Here is a 14,137-nt window from a genome sequence, read left to right on the forward strand (position 1 = left end):
CGACAAAAAAAGCGGCTTGGCTAATGCGGTTAGCAGGTTCGATTCTGGGCGCCTTTCGCTACGAAAAGGGCAAGTTTCTTAATCAAAATGAATTGTGCCAGCAAACTAGCGATGCATATAATTCGCAACTTTCCGAATGCGGGTGGGTGTAAACGAAGATTTACGCTGTAATTCTCGCGGGCCCTCACATTGCGAGACCAAATCGGGGCGCTCGCTACCGCTTGCGCTCGAACCTACCGAGCCTCAATGTTTTTACTGTTTCAAATTTGGATATCGACAATATCATTTTTTCTGGTTCTAAGAAAAAAAAGAAATCACCAGCATGGCCAACGAAGCGAGTACTTTGAAGGGGATGCGCATCAGGCGTTATAGCAGTGTTATCTATTACATAGTCAAATGCTTTACCGTCCAATACGGCAGCCGCTCTTAATTGACCAGTACCAAAAGCGATAAAAGGCAGAACTGCAAGCAAGAACAAACATAAAGTCCGAGGCCCGTCCGCCGGAATTTGACGTTCTAAAACATTGCGTGCGCTTGCATATAAAGCGATAGGAGCCCCGAACAAAACTGGCAATGCCCCCTGCCACTTCTCAACTGGCCCATAAATCGCAAATAACAAAGTCCCGGCGAGATATAGAAAAATCAATAAACGTTTATGCCTCGTTATAAATTGTGCTGGAGGACTGTTTCTGCCTCCGCCAGGCGGTAGGTCTGGCCCCACACCTACCAGCTGACCTATCATTACTCCAAGAGCCATAAAAACAAAGGTTGAAGCGATGGGGTATATTGTTGACTTCACTATATCTGTGAAGTTTACATACTCTAGAATATTAACACCGAATGGCGACCAATAACCCCATAGATAAAGAGCTCCCGTTGCCACAGAATATAGAGACAGAAAGTAAATGTAGGCACTTGGCGGCCCTCCCAACTGCTCTAAAGACAATTTTTCACTCATGAAACCCCCTTGTTTCATTGATTTGAGCTAATAGTAAAACTGGCGCGCCATGCAACAGTGGTTATTTCTTCCTCCAGCGGTGCAGATAATCTTCGTTATCAAACAAATATTTATTGCTCGGAGACCGAAAACACCTTCATAAGTTTGGCTTTGAGATTTTTATCACATATCTGATAAATGTCTACCGCCCTAATCAAAGCATCCACCTGTTTTTCACTGTGCATGGGATGAGACAACACCGATTCAATTTGAGAGATTGAAAGAAATTTCGCCAAATATTGATAGGGGTTTGTATCATTTTTTGCATGCGAAAGAAGCATGTTCCATTTCTGATACTGCCTCAGACCCTCATGAATCCTTGTATACTCAAAATATAGTTGTAGAGACTGCGCGTTTTGTTCAATCACGACTCCTTTGTGCCATGTGTAATATGCTTGTGCTTGTTTTTTGTATGTTGTGAGAATTTCGTACACGTCAACACTGCCATCTAAGCTTTGGATGTAATGTTTCGCCTTGGCAGTCCATTTTCTCCATGCGAGCAAATCTTCCTTGCTTATCTGAAAATGAACTGTCCGCGTCCCATTTTCCATGTCGTAGTTTATTGACCAGTTGGCTTCAGCAATGCGCCAATGTGTATTGAAGTTGCGTAAATCCTGTAGGAAATCGTGCAATCCAGACGTGGTGAAGAATTCAGCTCTTTTTTTTTCTACCCCATTTGTATCATATCTTTTGTCAAAGTTTCTCGCGATGTCTACTAGGGTCATAAGCGAGGAAGTACAATAGTAAAGTTTTCGTTTCACCTCTCTTGTATAGTGCTCTGCCGTTTTTTCATTGCTTTCATTCCAGAATTCTGGATCCTTGCTTCGCTCGCCAAAAACACAAATTTCATCAATAAGTTCGGAAATGCTTGTATAGAAGATCCATACCGTATCATCCAGCCCCTTCAAATCATTCCAAATTTTACCGCCGGGAGTTCTTTGAATTGAGGGATAAACTTCCGTAAATTTGTGCGTCATCGCAGCCATAATCTGCTTCCGATTCCACGGATGAGGAACAGAGTCTAAATAGCCAGTCATATAAAACTCCAACAATGAACTTGTGGTTGCTCTTTATCTGTCTTTTCGGTTCCACAAAACGACGTAAGGAGTCTTTAGCGTAGCGCTTTCTTGGTCGCAGACAAGATCAGCAGTGCACTTGAATCGCTATTTGTTTCTTACTAATTCCAGAAGTTTCTTTAGCTCGTCCAGATTAACCTTCTCTAAAAGCTGCATCATGGGTAGCTTTTCTTCATGTTTCCCGTCTAATGTTTTTGAAGCATTAAAAGCGATTGCTTCGATAGCTTTAGCGATCAACTCTTGCTGCAACAAATCTGCATCTATCTTAAGTTCTTGCAATTGTTTCTTATAGCTTTCATATGATGATGCAAACGCTTCTTTATGTGCGTACTCTTGTTGCAGTCGTTCATATTGGCTACGACGCGTCGCTGAGAATATCGCAAACCAGACTACTGGTATTATTACTGGAAGGCGGGTGAGCAACGTACGGAGCATCTCCTCCCAATCTGCAGCCCTAGAAAGTTCTATGTGAAACGGCCATAACGTGAAGCTATCTATAACTAGTGCTAGCCCGCCCAGCAGCAATGCAAGCATTGCTCCATAGAAGGCCCGTGTATAATTGGATATAGGTTTCTCAAAATTATCTTTGAGAGTCTTGTATGATGAGGCCAACCCAGCACTGGTAGCGCCGGGAAGTAGAGACTCAATACGCGTAAATAGTGCCTCTTGACGTGTTGCTTGTTCTGTTTCGTAAGTAGCAAGCTGTTCAAATCTGAGGTCTAGTTCTCGCTTCAAACCGTCATCTTGGATTTCATCATCATCCGCTGAAGTACGACCAAAAACGCGCTCATAAAAATGTTCCAAATCCTTGTGCTTAGATACTGACTCTTTGGTCAACTCATTCTGCGCATTTCTGAACTCTGAAATTTCCTGTTCGAAATTTGTGATTTTTTCAGACACCGAGCCAGGATTAACCAGTAACTTCTGATGCAAGTCACTTATAGATTGATGTTGACTTTCAGCATTAGAAAGCGCTCGTGCAAAAAATTTCTCTGCAGGATCGTTGCCATCTACCCCGTCGAACAGATACGCGTCAAAATTCTTTACGCGTTGTTCAATCTCCTCAATTACCCTGACCTGCTCCACAGCTTTGCGCACAGATATATCTAAGTTAGATTGGGTCTCCGATGTTTTCGACTGAAAGGCGCCGATGTAATCTGAAACTTGATCGGAGAAAGCTTTGACGGCCACACCGTATGCCTTAATTGCATCTTTAGGGTGTACCATGTAAGGTCGAACATAGGTAAGAAGATTATCGGCATGCTCGTTTGCTTGAATAAGATGCGCCACATTCCGATTGCTGTCATAATGCTGCACTTGACCTAAACATGCATCTGCTTGGCTATAACTGCTTGCCCATATTGACTTGGGTGTGAGCTCAAGGTCGGCACTACTAAATATGCCATCAATGAAGAATAGGGCTTTTTTTAACCTTGCTAACTCCTGTACAGTAGTCGCAACAGTAACGTCGTCAACGACTACAGATTTGACTGCTGCCAGCAGATCCTTCCATACATGATTGAACGGGTGTTGGTTGAACTCTTGAATCCATCTAGTCATTTCGCTTTCCTTTTCCACAATCCTCTATACTACATTAGGCGGAAGTGTTTCGCCTTAGACCGGCAACAAGATTTTTCAGTTAGCATAGACAGATTTGCTTTAACGTCTCGACCCTTTTGATTTGGTCGCAATATATCCTCCAAAAAATAGAATCACGAGCATAGCAGTCGCTATCTGACTGACTGTTTTTGGCCGTAAGCTGCTACTCACTAACGACTGCTATTGGCCAAAGCGGGCCTTGAAATTAATTTCACTCGACATCATCAAGTACTGCAATCATTTCATCCAGTTTGCTTTCGCACCCCTCGTTGAATGACTTGCTTTTTCTTAGTTTAACCAGCCATCTCATGTCCGCTTCTAGATGATGACTTTGATTAGGTTGCCCTAAAATATCTAATATCCCAAGGATATCCGAAGTAGAAAACCAGTTTAAGTTTCGGAGATACACGTTCCAGGTAGACCAACATTTACCTAGCTGAGATGGGGCAGACCAACGAAGCACCTTAATAATATGAGTTAACCGAGCCTCAAAAAACTCACTATCTTTAGCTGGGGAAATGCGCAACACATTCCGAAAAGGGCTTTCTGCAGTATAAAAATCCCAGACGCCCTCAGTGTTTGCGCAGACATCTAGCACTGCTCTGTGGAAATTGGACTTTACATCAGGCGACGGGTGGCCAGCCTTGTTAACCAACCAAATAACAGCACCTACGACCAGATCTATTATGCTATATGGCATCCGATTTTCTGGGGCAAGCAAATTTCCACCAAATTTTGTATAGAGATTCTGATCATTGAGGATTTCGACTAGTGCTGAAATTGCTTGATGTCGAGCTTCCTTGGTCTTGAAAACGCCGATTTTGTTATCGGCCTCTACATCTTTCTTTTTGTTTATGTCAGCAAATACAGTATTAAGTCGAGGTATTATGTTTTTATACTCCTCATCAAAGCTCTTGTTTGAGATTAAGTATTTTTTATATTCGACGGATAAGTCATTGATAAACTCTCCGATTTCTGCCTGGATAATATGTATATTCTTACTAGAGAATAATAGGCGCGTTTCTTCGAGCACTTGATCGCTTTCGCTTGGATGTACCACCATGTATGCTGGTGGCTTTTCCTCGCCCATATGAGCATAAACTTCATCATACAGAAAGCTTATATTAGGATCGGTTAGGCTGTAACCTAGGAAAATAGGAGATGCCTCGGAAAATAATGTATAAATCTTTCTATTAAGATATGTATCTTCTCTCTGAAAAGAAAAGTACTGGCTTTGGGTTACAACAATACTGGCGGGACGACCGACATCTCCATGTATCTTTAAAAGGTTTTTACCCTTACTTGAAATTTGTGGGGACTTGTCCTTTCTAACGACTACATTGATCAGGCCATCGAAAATCCTCTCCAATTGATCATCCCAATTGGTTGTAACAATCATGCCAGGAGAGAAACGTCTAAATCGATCTGTCCATTCAGGATCTTTTTGCTTCTTCCTGGAGTCCTGTAAGCATTTTGCAACGAGAGAGTTAAACTGATACTCGCTCCATTCCAACTTTGTTCTGGCGTATGAACATAGTAGTTCAGCCGCCCTGAGCGGACTGCTTAAGTCAAGATCGAGAGGGTACTCAATTTCTTTTCCGATTAGTCTTAATACCTTACCCCAACTTACATATCCAAAATTATAGGAAAATCCAGAGCCAACCCATAAAAAATAATTTCTTGAAAACATTGATCCAAGTAGTTTGGATTTTGCAATATCGTCCAGCTGATCTATGCAGTTCATTACATTCCTTTTTCTGAAGTCGGCTGCGCTATATTTGTCGGCTTGTATTTTTCAGTGATTTTGGAAGAGCCATCAACGTATTTCTCACATTGGAAGGCAACGTCACATATTATTATATTATCGCTGATTTCACTGAAAATTCAGAGAAAACGCTTGGTAATGGTCAAGGGCTAGAGGACGCGGCCTTTTACGTAATAAAGCCCAAGCTTTTCATGCCGCGAATGTCCGCTTCTGGCCGAAAGCTGCCCCATCCGTAATTTCCTATCAGTCCGAGTACTGCCAGATCAGCGGAATCCATTAGCGGTATCAATCAGCGACGATGTCGAATTTGGCACTCCCCAACACCTCCCCATTAACCATAACCCGCACCCCATGCCGTCCCAAAAAATGCTTCCGCGTCGTAAAGTCCCTAATCACCTGCCGCCTTCCCACAACCACACTCTCAAATCCCGCCAACACCACCGTCTTCAACTTAAAAACCTTCCCCGAAACCCCGCCATTCGCCTTCACATAGTCAATCGCATAATCAATCACCAACCGCTGCTCATGCGCCACCGTCGACTTCACCACAAACGACAACGTAATCGCTTCCCCCAACCTAACCACCGCCGGCTCAACCCGCACATCCAACATCTCAACCTCAGCCTTCGCCCCGGCACCAATCACCGTCAGCGCCCGTAAATCCCCCTGCTTAATCAAACTCCGCAACGCATGCTTCGCAATCCACGCCGTGTGCTTGTTCTCCAATGACCAACCTTCAATCGTGTCCAACACCCACTCCGGATGCACTTTCGTCACGTCATTCAAATGATTCGCCACGGACTTGCCCACGTACAAACTCTCATCCGCTTTCAACCGATCGAGTATCCCGGCGGCCAACTGCGGATCGGCCTGAACCGCTTCCAACCGAAACGACCAAGGCAGCCGAGGTCGGCTGCCTTCGCTGGCGAGTCGTCGGACGTGGTGGTTCTCATCGCGGGTCCAGTCGTGCATCAATTCCAGCGAGCGTTCCAGATCGCTGCGCAAAAAGTGGCGGATGGCGAATTCGGAGGAGCCGAAGGTGGTGAAGTACTTCAGGGCGTCCATGGAGGTGTCGAAGGCGTGACCGCCGTAGCTCGCGACGTAGTGCGGCAAACACATGCTGACGAATCCGCTGTTCAGCCTTGGCGCGAGTTCACGCAATACATCGAGGGAATCTTCGTAGTCCAGCGGCAGCACGGCGTGCAGGCTTTCGCTGACGCGGGCCATGCGTTGCATCACTGATAATTCAGCGAGTCCGTCCTGGGCATGTTTGAGAAACGCTTTGGCCTTGAACGCCGGGTACACGGCGCTCATTTCGCGGGCGATGTGCTGCAAGCGCTCGGCGTTGAAGATTTCCTTTAACGCCGGGGCGGCGGTGTCGGTGGTGCTCATGGTCAGGTCATCGGGGTGCTGACGAACGCTTCGAGGGTTTCGGCGTAGGCGGTGTATTGGGCGATGTGGGGGTAGCGGCGGGTGTCGATCTGGTCGGGGACGACGAGGCCGGTGAAGCTCCAGGCGACGGCGAGGTTGATGCCGGCCTGGGTGAGGGTGCCGTCGGTGGGCAGGCCGGTTTTTTCCAGTTCTTGCTCAAGGGCGGTGAACGCGGCGGCGAGTTGGCCTTCGACGCGTTCGACCCACGGTTGGTATTGAATGTCGGCCGGGCGCAGGTTGCGTTCGTAGTAGAGCTGTACGGCTTTTTCGCAGGCGGCGAGGCTGAGGCCGATCAGGCGTAGGGCGTGGGCGCGTTGTTTCAGGTCGGTTGGCAGCAGGCTTTTGCCGGAACTGGCTTCGAGGTAGTCGAGGATGAGGGTCGAGTCCATCAGGACCACGCCGTCGTCGAGGATCAGCGTGGGGGCTTTGACCACCGGGTTGATCTGCTGGAATTGCTCGAAGTGGCGGAACACCGAGACCGACTCGTGTTCGAGGTCAATCCCCAAGCGTTTGGCGGAGATGGCTACGCGGCGTACGTAAGGGGAGTCCAGCATGCCGATCAGTTTCATGACGCGTTCCTTCAAGTCAAACCGGTGGGAAGGCATAACCTAGCCGACGTTGAGGCAATTGTCAGTCGTCGAAGCCGGGTTGTTCGTGAATCTCATCAACATTCAGTTCCAGCCGATACGCCACTGCCACAAACAGCGCCTGACACAAACACAACGTCGCACTCAGCGAACGAAAGGCGAGGGCGCTGCCTTCGTTGACCAGCAATACGCTGTTGGCGAGTTTTGCCAGCGGCGAGAGCTGGCTGTCGGTGAGGATCAGGGTGTTGGCCTGTTGCTGGCGGGCGAAGCGCAGGCAGTGTTGGGTCTCCTTGGCGTAGGGCACGAAGCTGATGGCGATGACCAGATCGTTGGCGCGCACGCTGCGCATTTGCTCGCGATAGCTACCGCCCAGCCCCGAAACCAGGTGAATGCGCTTCTGAGTGTGTTGCAAGTTGTAAACGAGGTAGTCGGCGACGGCGAAGGAGCGGCGCACGCCGACGACATAAATGTTGTCGGCGTTGACGATCAGCTCGACGGCTTTTTCGAAGGCGGCGTCGTCGAGTTCGCGGCCCAGGCGTTCGATGCCGGAGCGGGTGGCGTCGATGCATTCGCGGGCGAGGTCGCCGGCGCTGGCTTGCTGCGACTGGTCGGCGATCATGCTGCGGATGCGTTGCTGGTAGTTTTGCACCGGCGAGGCTTTGTGCGTGTAGGCGCTGCGGAACAGCGCCTGCATTTCGCTGAAGCCGCTGAAACCGAAGCGTTGCGAGAAGCGCACGATGGCGGACGGGTGCACTTCGCACTCGCGGGCGATGTCGCTGATGCGGTCGACCATGATCCGGTCGCTCTGTTGGCTGATGTAGCTGGCGATGCGTTTGAGCTGGCGCGGCAGGGCGTCGTATTCGTCGGTGATCAGTTGCAGCAGGCGCTCGGCATTGATCGGGGGGCTGGCGAGTGAAACCTCGTCGGTGGCCGGCAGATCGGGGCGGGGCATAGGTCATCCTTCAGGCTGATTGATCACACGGTGGGCCTGATATTAGGGGGGCTTTTGCGGTTCTGCTTTGCTGAAACGATGCAGTGCGTGGTAAAAAACTGCGTCTGGGCGCTGCGTGGTTAGCCGTTTGTCTTCTATATACAGCCGCTCGACTGAATTTCTTGCTATAAACGCACTCCGATGGCCGTGTGAACCCTGTGTCAGAGCAGTTTCCGGGCGTTGTCGGACAAATTCCCTGTATTTACAGTTGCTGAGGCCTCGATCGGGCCTTAGACTGCCGCCCCTCGTAAATTGAGTGCCGGGTGGCATTTGCAATAAACGATGCCTTTTCGCCGACCGCACGCGGTTCGCCGAAACGCTCCCTAATTCGCCTTAATGCACGTTTTTTTATAGAGATATCAATGACAAAGGACAAGTTGCTGGCCATGCCGGCAGATGACTACATGAATGCAGAGCAGCACGCTTTCTTCACTGAGCTGCTGCAGAACATGAAAGTCGAAACCCACGAGCGCATTGAGCAAAACCGTATCGCCATCGAAAGCCTGGACACCCCGGCTGACCCGGCGGACGCGGCTTCGGTTGAAGAAGAGCGCACTTGGCTGGTGAACGCGATCGATCGCGACCAGCGCATGCTGCCGCAACTGGAACAAGCCCTTGAGCGCATCAAGGAAGACAGCTTTGGCTGGTGCGACGATAGCGGCGAGGCCATTGGCCTGAAGCGCCTGCTGATCAGCCCGACCACCAAGTACTGCATCGAAGCTCAAGAGCGTCACGAGCAGATCGACAAGCACCAGCGTCAGGCCTGATTCTGTGGGGTGACCCTTTCAACAGGGGCACCTTGAAAAGATCGCAGCCTTCGGCAGCTCCTACATGGGCGTTGCTGAAGGCTGCGATCTTTGTTTTTGCTCGTCTGCAATAAGCCCGCGCCGTTCCATTGACCTGCCACAGACCCCACGACTAACGGACCATGGATAATGGCGTTGTAGTGGCGTTTAATGCAGTCACAATAATGAGAACAAGCGTGGGGTGTTGATATGACGAGAGACGGATCTCTGGTTGGGGCTTTGCCTGCACCAGTGCTTTTGCCGAAAAACCGCTGGATTGCGCCGACCCTGCAAAGCATCGCCCTGATGCTGTTGCTGGCCGGCATGACGCTGGGTGGATGGTCGCTGTACATCGGCATGCCGCTGGCGGTGCTGATTGTCTGGCTACCGCGCTTGCGTTCCCGCGCCATCCCCGATGTTCAGCCTGCCGACAGCGGCAGCGCCATTTCTGAGTTGACCCGAGACCTTTCCTACACCACCAGTCATAACGCCTTGTCGGCGGCTGGCGTGGCATTTTCGGTCAAGGAACTGGCGAGCAAACTTGAATCGCAACTCGATGCGGCGGCGCAGATCGTCAGCAACGCCGAGGTGATGATCGCGACTGAACACGCCACTTCACAACTCAGCCGTGCCGCGCTTGAGGCGGCCAGTCAGGCGCATCACAGCAGCGCGGCGGGGCGCACGGAACTGGTGGATTCGATCGCGCGCATGCATCAGCTCAGTCAGCGCGCCAATGCCAGCCGTGAGTTGATCGAAGCCTTGAGCCTGCGCAGTGACGATATTCAGCGCGTGACCCTGGTGATTCAGTCGATTGCCAGTCAAACCAATCTGCTCGCATTGAACGCGGCGATCGAGGCAGCGCGAGCCGGAGAGCATGGTCGCGGTTTTGCCGTGGTCGCGGATGAGGTGCGTGGATTAGCGGCGCGCACGGCGTCGGCCACCGGTGAAGTGGGTGAGATGGTCGCCGACATTCAACAACGCACGGCGCAGGTGGTGGAGCAGATTCGCGAGTTGTCGAGTGATCTGCAGATCGGTGTCGAGCAGGTCGAACACACCGGCCAGCATCTGCAGAACATCGCGCGACTGGCAGCGGGGGTGGAAAGCCAGGTCGGTGAAATCGCTCATGGTGCAGAAACCAATCGCGAACAGCTCGACAGCCTGTTCAAGGCCATCGAGCAGATGCGCAGCGATCTGGCGATCAGCGATCAACAGACTCGCCGCCTCGCTGAAGCGGCGGTGCAAATGGAAGGGCAGGCGGAAACCATCAGCGAGCGGCTGGCCGAAGTCGGTCTGGATGACTATCACCAGCGCATCTACGATCTGGCCCGCGAAGGGGCGAGCCAGATTGCCGCGCGTTTCGAAGCGGATGTCGAGCAGGGAAAGATAAGCCTCGAGGATCTGTTCGATCGCCAGTATCAGCCGATCCCGAATACCCAACCGGCGAAGTTTCAAACCCGTTTCGACCGTTACACCGATCAGGTGCTGCCGGCGATTCAGGAGCCATTGTTGCCGCGTCACGAGGGGTTGGTGTTCGCCATTGCCTGCACGCAGCAAGGTTATGTGCCAACGCACAATCAGCTGTTCAGTCAGCCGTTGACTGGCGATGCGCAGGTCGATGCGGTGAACAATCGCACCAAACGCAAGTTCGCGGATCGCACCGGTATTCGCTGCGGCAACCATCAGCAACCGGTGCTGTTGCAGACTTACACCCGCGACACCGGTGAACTGATGCATGACCTGTCGGTGCCGATCATGATCAAGGGCCGGCACTGGGGTGGATTGCGCCTGGGCTATAAGCCGGAGAAACCGCGCTGAGAGATTGTTACTTGCGGTGCAATGAATCTGTGCACGGAGCTTGCTGTTTCCGCTCGAAAGAAACCATTAATCTGCCCGCTTAGTTAGGTTGCTAATGATTTCGGGGGCTGCATGCAGTGCAGAGTTGATGTTGCCGTGATGATCGGCAGTGGCGTACCGGCCGGTTTGCGCGCGTTGGGGCAGAGCGTGTGCTGGGTGGTTTTGCTCAATGGCGAGCGTCGCGGCACCGCGTTTGCCAGTCGTAACGAGGCCGAGGAGTGCAAGGCTGCGTGGCTCGCGCAATTGCAAGCCGAGTGTGCTGACAGCCTGCACTGAGTTCGGTTACTTGCCGTCGTGAAGGCGTACGTTCAGCTCGTCGAAGACGATTGTCCTGTCATCGTCTTTGCTGATCCACTCTTGTAGCGTTTGCCTTTGAGAGTCCGACCAGAAATGGGCATCGACTAGTTTGGTGTCAGCGTCGAGAGGATGCGCGTCGATGAAACTGTCGATCTCCGGTCCTTCTGAAGGAAGACCTAACTGATCGAACAGAGTTTTCAAGTTATAACCTTCCAGATCCATCGTGTTCTCCTTTTTGATTTGCGCCGGGATGGCACAATCGGTCGCTCTCTTTATCTGAGGCAGCCATTCGCCAGGAGTTCGATCTTCGACTCAAGTGAGCGGGCGAGGGCGCAGGCTTCGTTGTGATCTTCACGGAAACCTCTTACGCGCCCGGTCGATGTTTCCTTTATATGGAAGAAAGCGTTGCCGGCGGGTACCACTTGGAAACGCGGGTAATCGTCGTTGATCGTGGTGGCACTTAGTATCAGCGACGATTCGATCCGGGCGTCAACGGTCATGGCAAAGTGAGTCCGAGTGCACATATGAAGTCCTTTTCATCAGTTGGCCGGTATTTACCGGCCGTTTCGGGTAGTCGGAATGAGCATCGCTGCTCTAGAATCGCCAGTACCTGTTGACGACAGGGCTTATCTAAAGCAATTTTTCGCCAGCGATATGTCGGAGAAGTGCTTTTTTTCGTGAGAATTTTCCCTAAAGTTCGTAGTCAGACTGCTCTTGCTGACGCTGAGGAATTTTCCTTCAGGTTTTGGCGACATCGGGATGAGTTTCCCGAGTGACAATCCAGTAGTCTTACCAACCTCGCGTTGAATGAGCACTCTGCTCGATTCGGGCTTTATTGATTTGTTTGCAGTGACATCGGCCTGGCCGTTTTTTTGCCGTGCGCGTTTTCCGTGTGCGGTTTTTTCAGATGTGGGGATGTTTCTTTGGCAGTCAGTAATCTCGATATGCATGCTTTGTTCGTGTTGGGTGATTTGCGTGCAAAGCTGGTCAAGCTGTTCCAGTCGCGTTTTGTTTACATCACCGAGCAGAACGCCGAAGGCATTTACGTGGCCGAGATCGACACCGAAAGTGCCTTGGTGGTCGATGACAAACCGGGGCTCAAGCTCAAGGTCGGCGATCATTTCAGTGCATCGGTCTTGCCCAGCCGCGAAGGCGGCAAGATGGATCTGCGTTTTCGCGAAATCAAACTCACGGTCTATGGACTGGGTGATTACGCTTTCGTCGAAACCGCTGACGGGCACGCAATCCTGTTCAAGGAAGGCCATAGCGTGGTGACCGTGTTCGCCGCCCATGAGCAATTGCAGGAAGGCCTGACCAAAACCCTGAAAGCCGTTACGGCCAAAGCCGCCAAGTGGCGCAAGGGTGAGCTGGTGACGTTCAAGGCCAGCGAGTGAGCCGCGCGGATTTCCATGCGCAGAACCTCGACACTGCACGCGAGGAAGCCCTGCGGCTGTTCGCCGCCAAGGCGGAACAGCAAGGTGCCTGGCTGAATTGGGTGGCTGCGCAGATCTATCAGTTGCGCCCCGCGGAATACGCCAGCATGGTCAGGCGCGAGCTGCAAAGCTTGCAGGAAAAGTCTGATTCATAACCTCGTCCGCAGCATGACCCGGAAAAAGCAGGAACCTCGGCTACAGTCAGTTGACTGAGTATTCAGAGGCTTGCGGTCTTCTGTCAGGCCAACCTGCCATTGCTGTGAACAGCACGAGGTGCAATGCATGAACGGATTTCGACGGTTATTGGCCGCCAGCGTGGCCACGTTTGGTTTGCTGGCATCAGCGCCATCGGTGATGGCCGCGCAGGCGCCGATCCACTTTGCCGACCTGAACTGGGAAAGCGGCAGCCTGATTACCGATGTTCTGCGGGTCATCGTCGAGAAGGGCTACGGCTTGCCGACCGACACGTTGCCCGGCACCACCATCACGCTGGAAACCGCACTGGCCAACAATGACATTCAGGTCATTGGCGAGGAGTGGGCCGGGCGCAGTCCGGTGTGGGTCAAGGCTGAGGCCGAAGGCAAAGTCGTCAGCCTGGGCGATACCGTCAAAGGCGCTACCGAGGGCTGGTGGGTGCCGGAGTACGTGATCAAGGGCGACCCGGCCAAAGGCATCAAACCGCTGGCGCCGGATCTGCGCAGCGTCAGTGATCTGAAAAAGTACAAGGACGTGTTCAAAGATGCAGAAAATCCGAGCAAGGGTCGGTTCCTCAACAGTCCGATCGGCTGGACGTCGGAAGTGGTCAACAAGCAGAAGTTGACGGCTTATGGTCTGCAGGACGATTACACCAATTTCCGCAGTGGTTCGGGTGCGGCGCTGGACGCCGAGATCAGCTCTTCGATTCGTCGCGGTAAGCCGGTGCTGTTTTACTACTGGTCGCCGACGCCGCTGCTGGGCAAATTCAAACTGGTGCAACTTGAAGAGCCGCCGTTTGATGCCGAAGCCTGGAAGACGCTAACCGATGCGGATAATCCCAATCCGAAACCGACCCGGTCGCTGGCTTCGAAGCTGTCGATTGGTGTGTCTACGCCGTTCCAGAAGCAATATCCGCAAATTGCCGAATTCTTCAGCAAAGTGGACTTTCCGATCGAGCCGTTGAACAAGGCGTTGGCCGAGATGAGCGAGAAGCACACGGCGCCGCGTGATGCGGCGGTGGCGTTCATGAAGGCCCACCCGGATGTGTGGCAGGCCTGGTTGCCGAAGGATGTGGCGGATAAGGTATCCGCTGATCTGAAATAGAGGCTGTAGCGCCCGGCCTCATC

General features: G+C 51.7%; 16 protein-coding genes. 6 read left to right on the top strand and 10 right to left on the bottom strand.

Annotation, left to right across the window (positions count from 1 at the left end; all coding sequences use genetic code 11):
- Window positions 1-214 precede the first annotated feature (214 nt).
- The 7 genes from LOY43_RS11230 to LOY43_RS11260 all read right to left on the bottom strand — a co-directional run bounded on the left by LOY43_RS11230 (window position 215) and on the right by LOY43_RS11260 (window position 8,407).
- On the bottom strand, window positions 215-958 hold the full coding sequence (locus LOY43_RS11230) for a hypothetical protein (RefSeq protein ID WP_258709637.1): 744 nt from the start codon (window positions 956-958) through the stop codon (window positions 215-217).
- 110 nt (window positions 959-1,068) lie between these two features.
- Window positions 1,069-2,034: a hypothetical protein gene (locus LOY43_RS11235; RefSeq protein ID WP_258709638.1), complete on the bottom strand. Its 966-nt coding sequence runs from the start codon at window positions 2,032-2,034 to the stop codon at window positions 1,069-1,071.
- 126 nt (window positions 2,035-2,160) lie between these two features.
- Window positions 2,161-3,633 carry a hypothetical protein gene (locus LOY43_RS11240; RefSeq protein ID WP_258709639.1) on the bottom strand — a complete coding sequence of 491 codons (1,473 nt, stop codon included), beginning with the start codon at window positions 3,631-3,633 and terminating at the stop codon, window positions 2,161-2,163.
- Between the two features lie 250 nt (window positions 3,634-3,883).
- Window positions 3,884-5,416 carry an SIR2 family protein gene (locus tag LOY43_RS11245; protein ID WP_212622376.1) on the bottom strand — a complete coding sequence of 511 codons (1,533 nt, stop codon included), beginning with the start codon at window positions 5,414-5,416 and terminating at the stop codon, window positions 3,884-3,886.
- Window positions 5,417-5,722: 306 nt separating this feature from the next.
- Window positions 5,723-6,829 (bottom strand): DNA alkylation repair protein, encoded by a 1,107-nt coding sequence (locus LOY43_RS11250; RefSeq protein WP_258709640.1) that lies wholly within the window; start codon window positions 6,827-6,829, stop codon window positions 5,723-5,725.
- Between the two features lie 2 nt (window positions 6,830-6,831).
- Complete coding sequence (locus tag LOY43_RS11255) at window positions 6,832-7,437, bottom strand: glutathione S-transferase (protein WP_258709641.1); 606 nt, start codon at window positions 7,435-7,437, stop codon at window positions 6,832-6,834.
- 61 nt (window positions 7,438-7,498) lie between these two features.
- Window positions 7,499-8,407 (bottom strand): MurR/RpiR family transcriptional regulator, encoded by a 909-nt coding sequence (locus tag LOY43_RS11260; RefSeq protein WP_095049993.1) that lies wholly within the window; start codon window positions 8,405-8,407, stop codon window positions 7,499-7,501.
- A 401-nt stretch (window positions 8,408-8,808) separates the two neighbouring features.
- Between LOY43_RS11260 and LOY43_RS11265 the strand changes: the two genes are divergently transcribed.
- The 3 genes from LOY43_RS11265 (at window position 8,809) to LOY43_RS11275 (ending at window position 11,361) form a co-directional block, all read left to right on the top strand.
- Entirely contained in the window at window positions 8,809-9,213 is a 405-nt protein-coding gene (locus LOY43_RS11265) for a TraR/DksA family transcriptional regulator (protein ID WP_003225981.1), read from the top strand.
- A gap of 609 nt (window positions 9,214-9,822) precedes the next feature.
- Complete coding sequence (locus LOY43_RS11270) at window positions 9,823-11,046, top strand: methyl-accepting chemotaxis protein (protein WP_371917972.1); 1,224 nt, start codon at window positions 9,823-9,825, stop codon at window positions 11,044-11,046.
- Between the two features lie 111 nt (window positions 11,047-11,157).
- A complete protein-coding gene (locus LOY43_RS11275) occupies window positions 11,158-11,361 on the top strand; it encodes a hypothetical protein (RefSeq protein WP_258709643.1) in 204 nt (67 codons plus the stop codon).
- Between the two features lie 6 nt (window positions 11,362-11,367).
- On the opposite strand, the gene LOY43_RS11280 is transcribed toward LOY43_RS11275, so the two are convergent.
- The 3 genes from LOY43_RS11280 to LOY43_RS11290 form a co-directional block, all read right to left on the bottom strand.
- Window positions 11,368-11,604 (bottom strand): DUF2789 domain-containing protein, encoded by a 237-nt coding sequence (locus LOY43_RS11280; RefSeq protein ID WP_258709644.1) that lies wholly within the window; start codon window positions 11,602-11,604, stop codon window positions 11,368-11,370.
- A gap of 50 nt (window positions 11,605-11,654) precedes the next feature.
- Window positions 11,655-11,906, bottom strand: a complete 252-nt coding sequence (locus LOY43_RS11285) for a hypothetical protein (protein ID WP_095049997.1) — start codon at window positions 11,904-11,906, stop codon at window positions 11,655-11,657.
- 102 nt (window positions 11,907-12,008) lie between these two features.
- A complete protein-coding gene (locus tag LOY43_RS11290) occupies window positions 12,009-12,332 on the bottom strand; it encodes a hypothetical protein (RefSeq protein WP_141231802.1) in 324 nt (107 codons plus the stop codon).
- On the opposite strand from LOY43_RS11290, the gene LOY43_RS11295 reads away from it, so the two are divergent.
- The 3 genes from LOY43_RS11295 (at window position 12,327) to LOY43_RS11305 (ending at window position 14,114) form a co-directional block, all read left to right on the top strand.
- Window positions 12,327-12,776, top strand: a complete 450-nt coding sequence (locus LOY43_RS11295; protein WP_176471300.1) for a hypothetical protein — start codon at window positions 12,327-12,329, stop codon at window positions 12,774-12,776. The two genes, LOY43_RS11290 and LOY43_RS11295, sit on opposite strands and share 6 nt — an antisense overlap.
- Window positions 12,773-12,970: a hypothetical protein gene (locus LOY43_RS11300; protein ID WP_258709645.1), complete on the top strand. Its 198-nt coding sequence runs from the start codon at window positions 12,773-12,775 to the stop codon at window positions 12,968-12,970. The genes LOY43_RS11295 and LOY43_RS11300 overlap by 4 nt, the downstream gene beginning before the upstream one ends.
- 127 nt (window positions 12,971-13,097) lie before the next feature.
- Entirely contained in the window at window positions 13,098-14,114 is a 1,017-nt protein-coding gene (locus LOY43_RS11305) for an ABC transporter substrate-binding protein (RefSeq protein WP_220558602.1), read from the top strand.
- The last annotated feature ends 23 nt before the right edge of the window (window positions 14,115-14,137 follow it).

Origin of the sequence: Pseudomonas sp. B21-041 (genome assembly GCF_024748675.1) — a bacterium.
In the GTDB taxonomy this organism is placed as follows: domain Bacteria; phylum Pseudomonadota; class Gammaproteobacteria; order Pseudomonadales; family Pseudomonadaceae; genus Aquipseudomonas; species Aquipseudomonas neuropathica.

Bases quoted from the DNA above. Each gene is read 5' to 3' on its own strand.
- LOY43_RS11230 (WP_258709637.1), bottom strand. From the start codon at position 958: ATGAGTGAAAAATTGTCTTTAGAGCAGTTGGGAGGGCCGCCAAGTGCC.
- LOY43_RS11235 (WP_258709638.1), bottom strand. From the start codon at position 2,034: ATGACTGGCTATTTAGACTCTGTTCCTCATCCGTGGAATCGGAAGCAG.
- LOY43_RS11240 (WP_258709639.1), bottom strand. From the start codon at position 3,633: ATGACTAGATGGATTCAAGAGTTCAACCAACACCCGTTCAATCATGTA.
- LOY43_RS11245 (WP_212622376.1), bottom strand. From the start codon at position 5,416: ATGAACTGCATAGATCAGCTGGACGATATTGCAAAATCCAAACTACTT.
- LOY43_RS11250 (WP_258709640.1), bottom strand. From the start codon at position 6,829: ATGAGCACCACCGACACCGCCGCCCCGGCGTTAAAGGAAATCTTCAAC.
- LOY43_RS11255 (WP_258709641.1), bottom strand. From the start codon at position 7,437: ATGAAACTGATCGGCATGCTGGACTCCCCTTACGTACGCCGCGTAGCC.
- LOY43_RS11260 (WP_095049993.1), bottom strand. From the start codon at position 8,407: ATGCCCCGCCCCGATCTGCCGGCCACCGACGAGGTTTCACTCGCCAGC.
- LOY43_RS11265 (WP_003225981.1), top strand. From the start codon at position 8,809: ATGACAAAGGACAAGTTGCTGGCCATGCCGGCAGATGACTACATGAAT.
- LOY43_RS11270 (WP_371917972.1), top strand. From the start codon at position 9,823: ATGATCGCGACTGAACACGCCACTTCACAACTCAGCCGTGCCGCGCTT.
- LOY43_RS11275 (WP_258709643.1), top strand. From the start codon at position 11,158: ATGCAGTGCAGAGTTGATGTTGCCGTGATGATCGGCAGTGGCGTACCG.
- LOY43_RS11280 (WP_258709644.1), bottom strand. From the start codon at position 11,604: ATGGATCTGGAAGGTTATAACTTGAAAACTCTGTTCGATCAGTTAGGT.
- LOY43_RS11285 (WP_095049997.1), bottom strand. From the start codon at position 11,906: ATGTGCACTCGGACTCACTTTGCCATGACCGTTGACGCCCGGATCGAA.
- LOY43_RS11295 (WP_176471300.1), top strand. From the start codon at position 12,327: ATGCATGCTTTGTTCGTGTTGGGTGATTTGCGTGCAAAGCTGGTCAAG.
- LOY43_RS11290 (WP_141231802.1), bottom strand. From the start codon at position 12,332: ATGCATATCGAGATTACTGACTGCCAAAGAAACATCCCCACATCTGAA.
- LOY43_RS11305 (WP_220558602.1), top strand. From the start codon at position 13,098: ATGAACGGATTTCGACGGTTATTGGCCGCCAGCGTGGCCACGTTTGGT.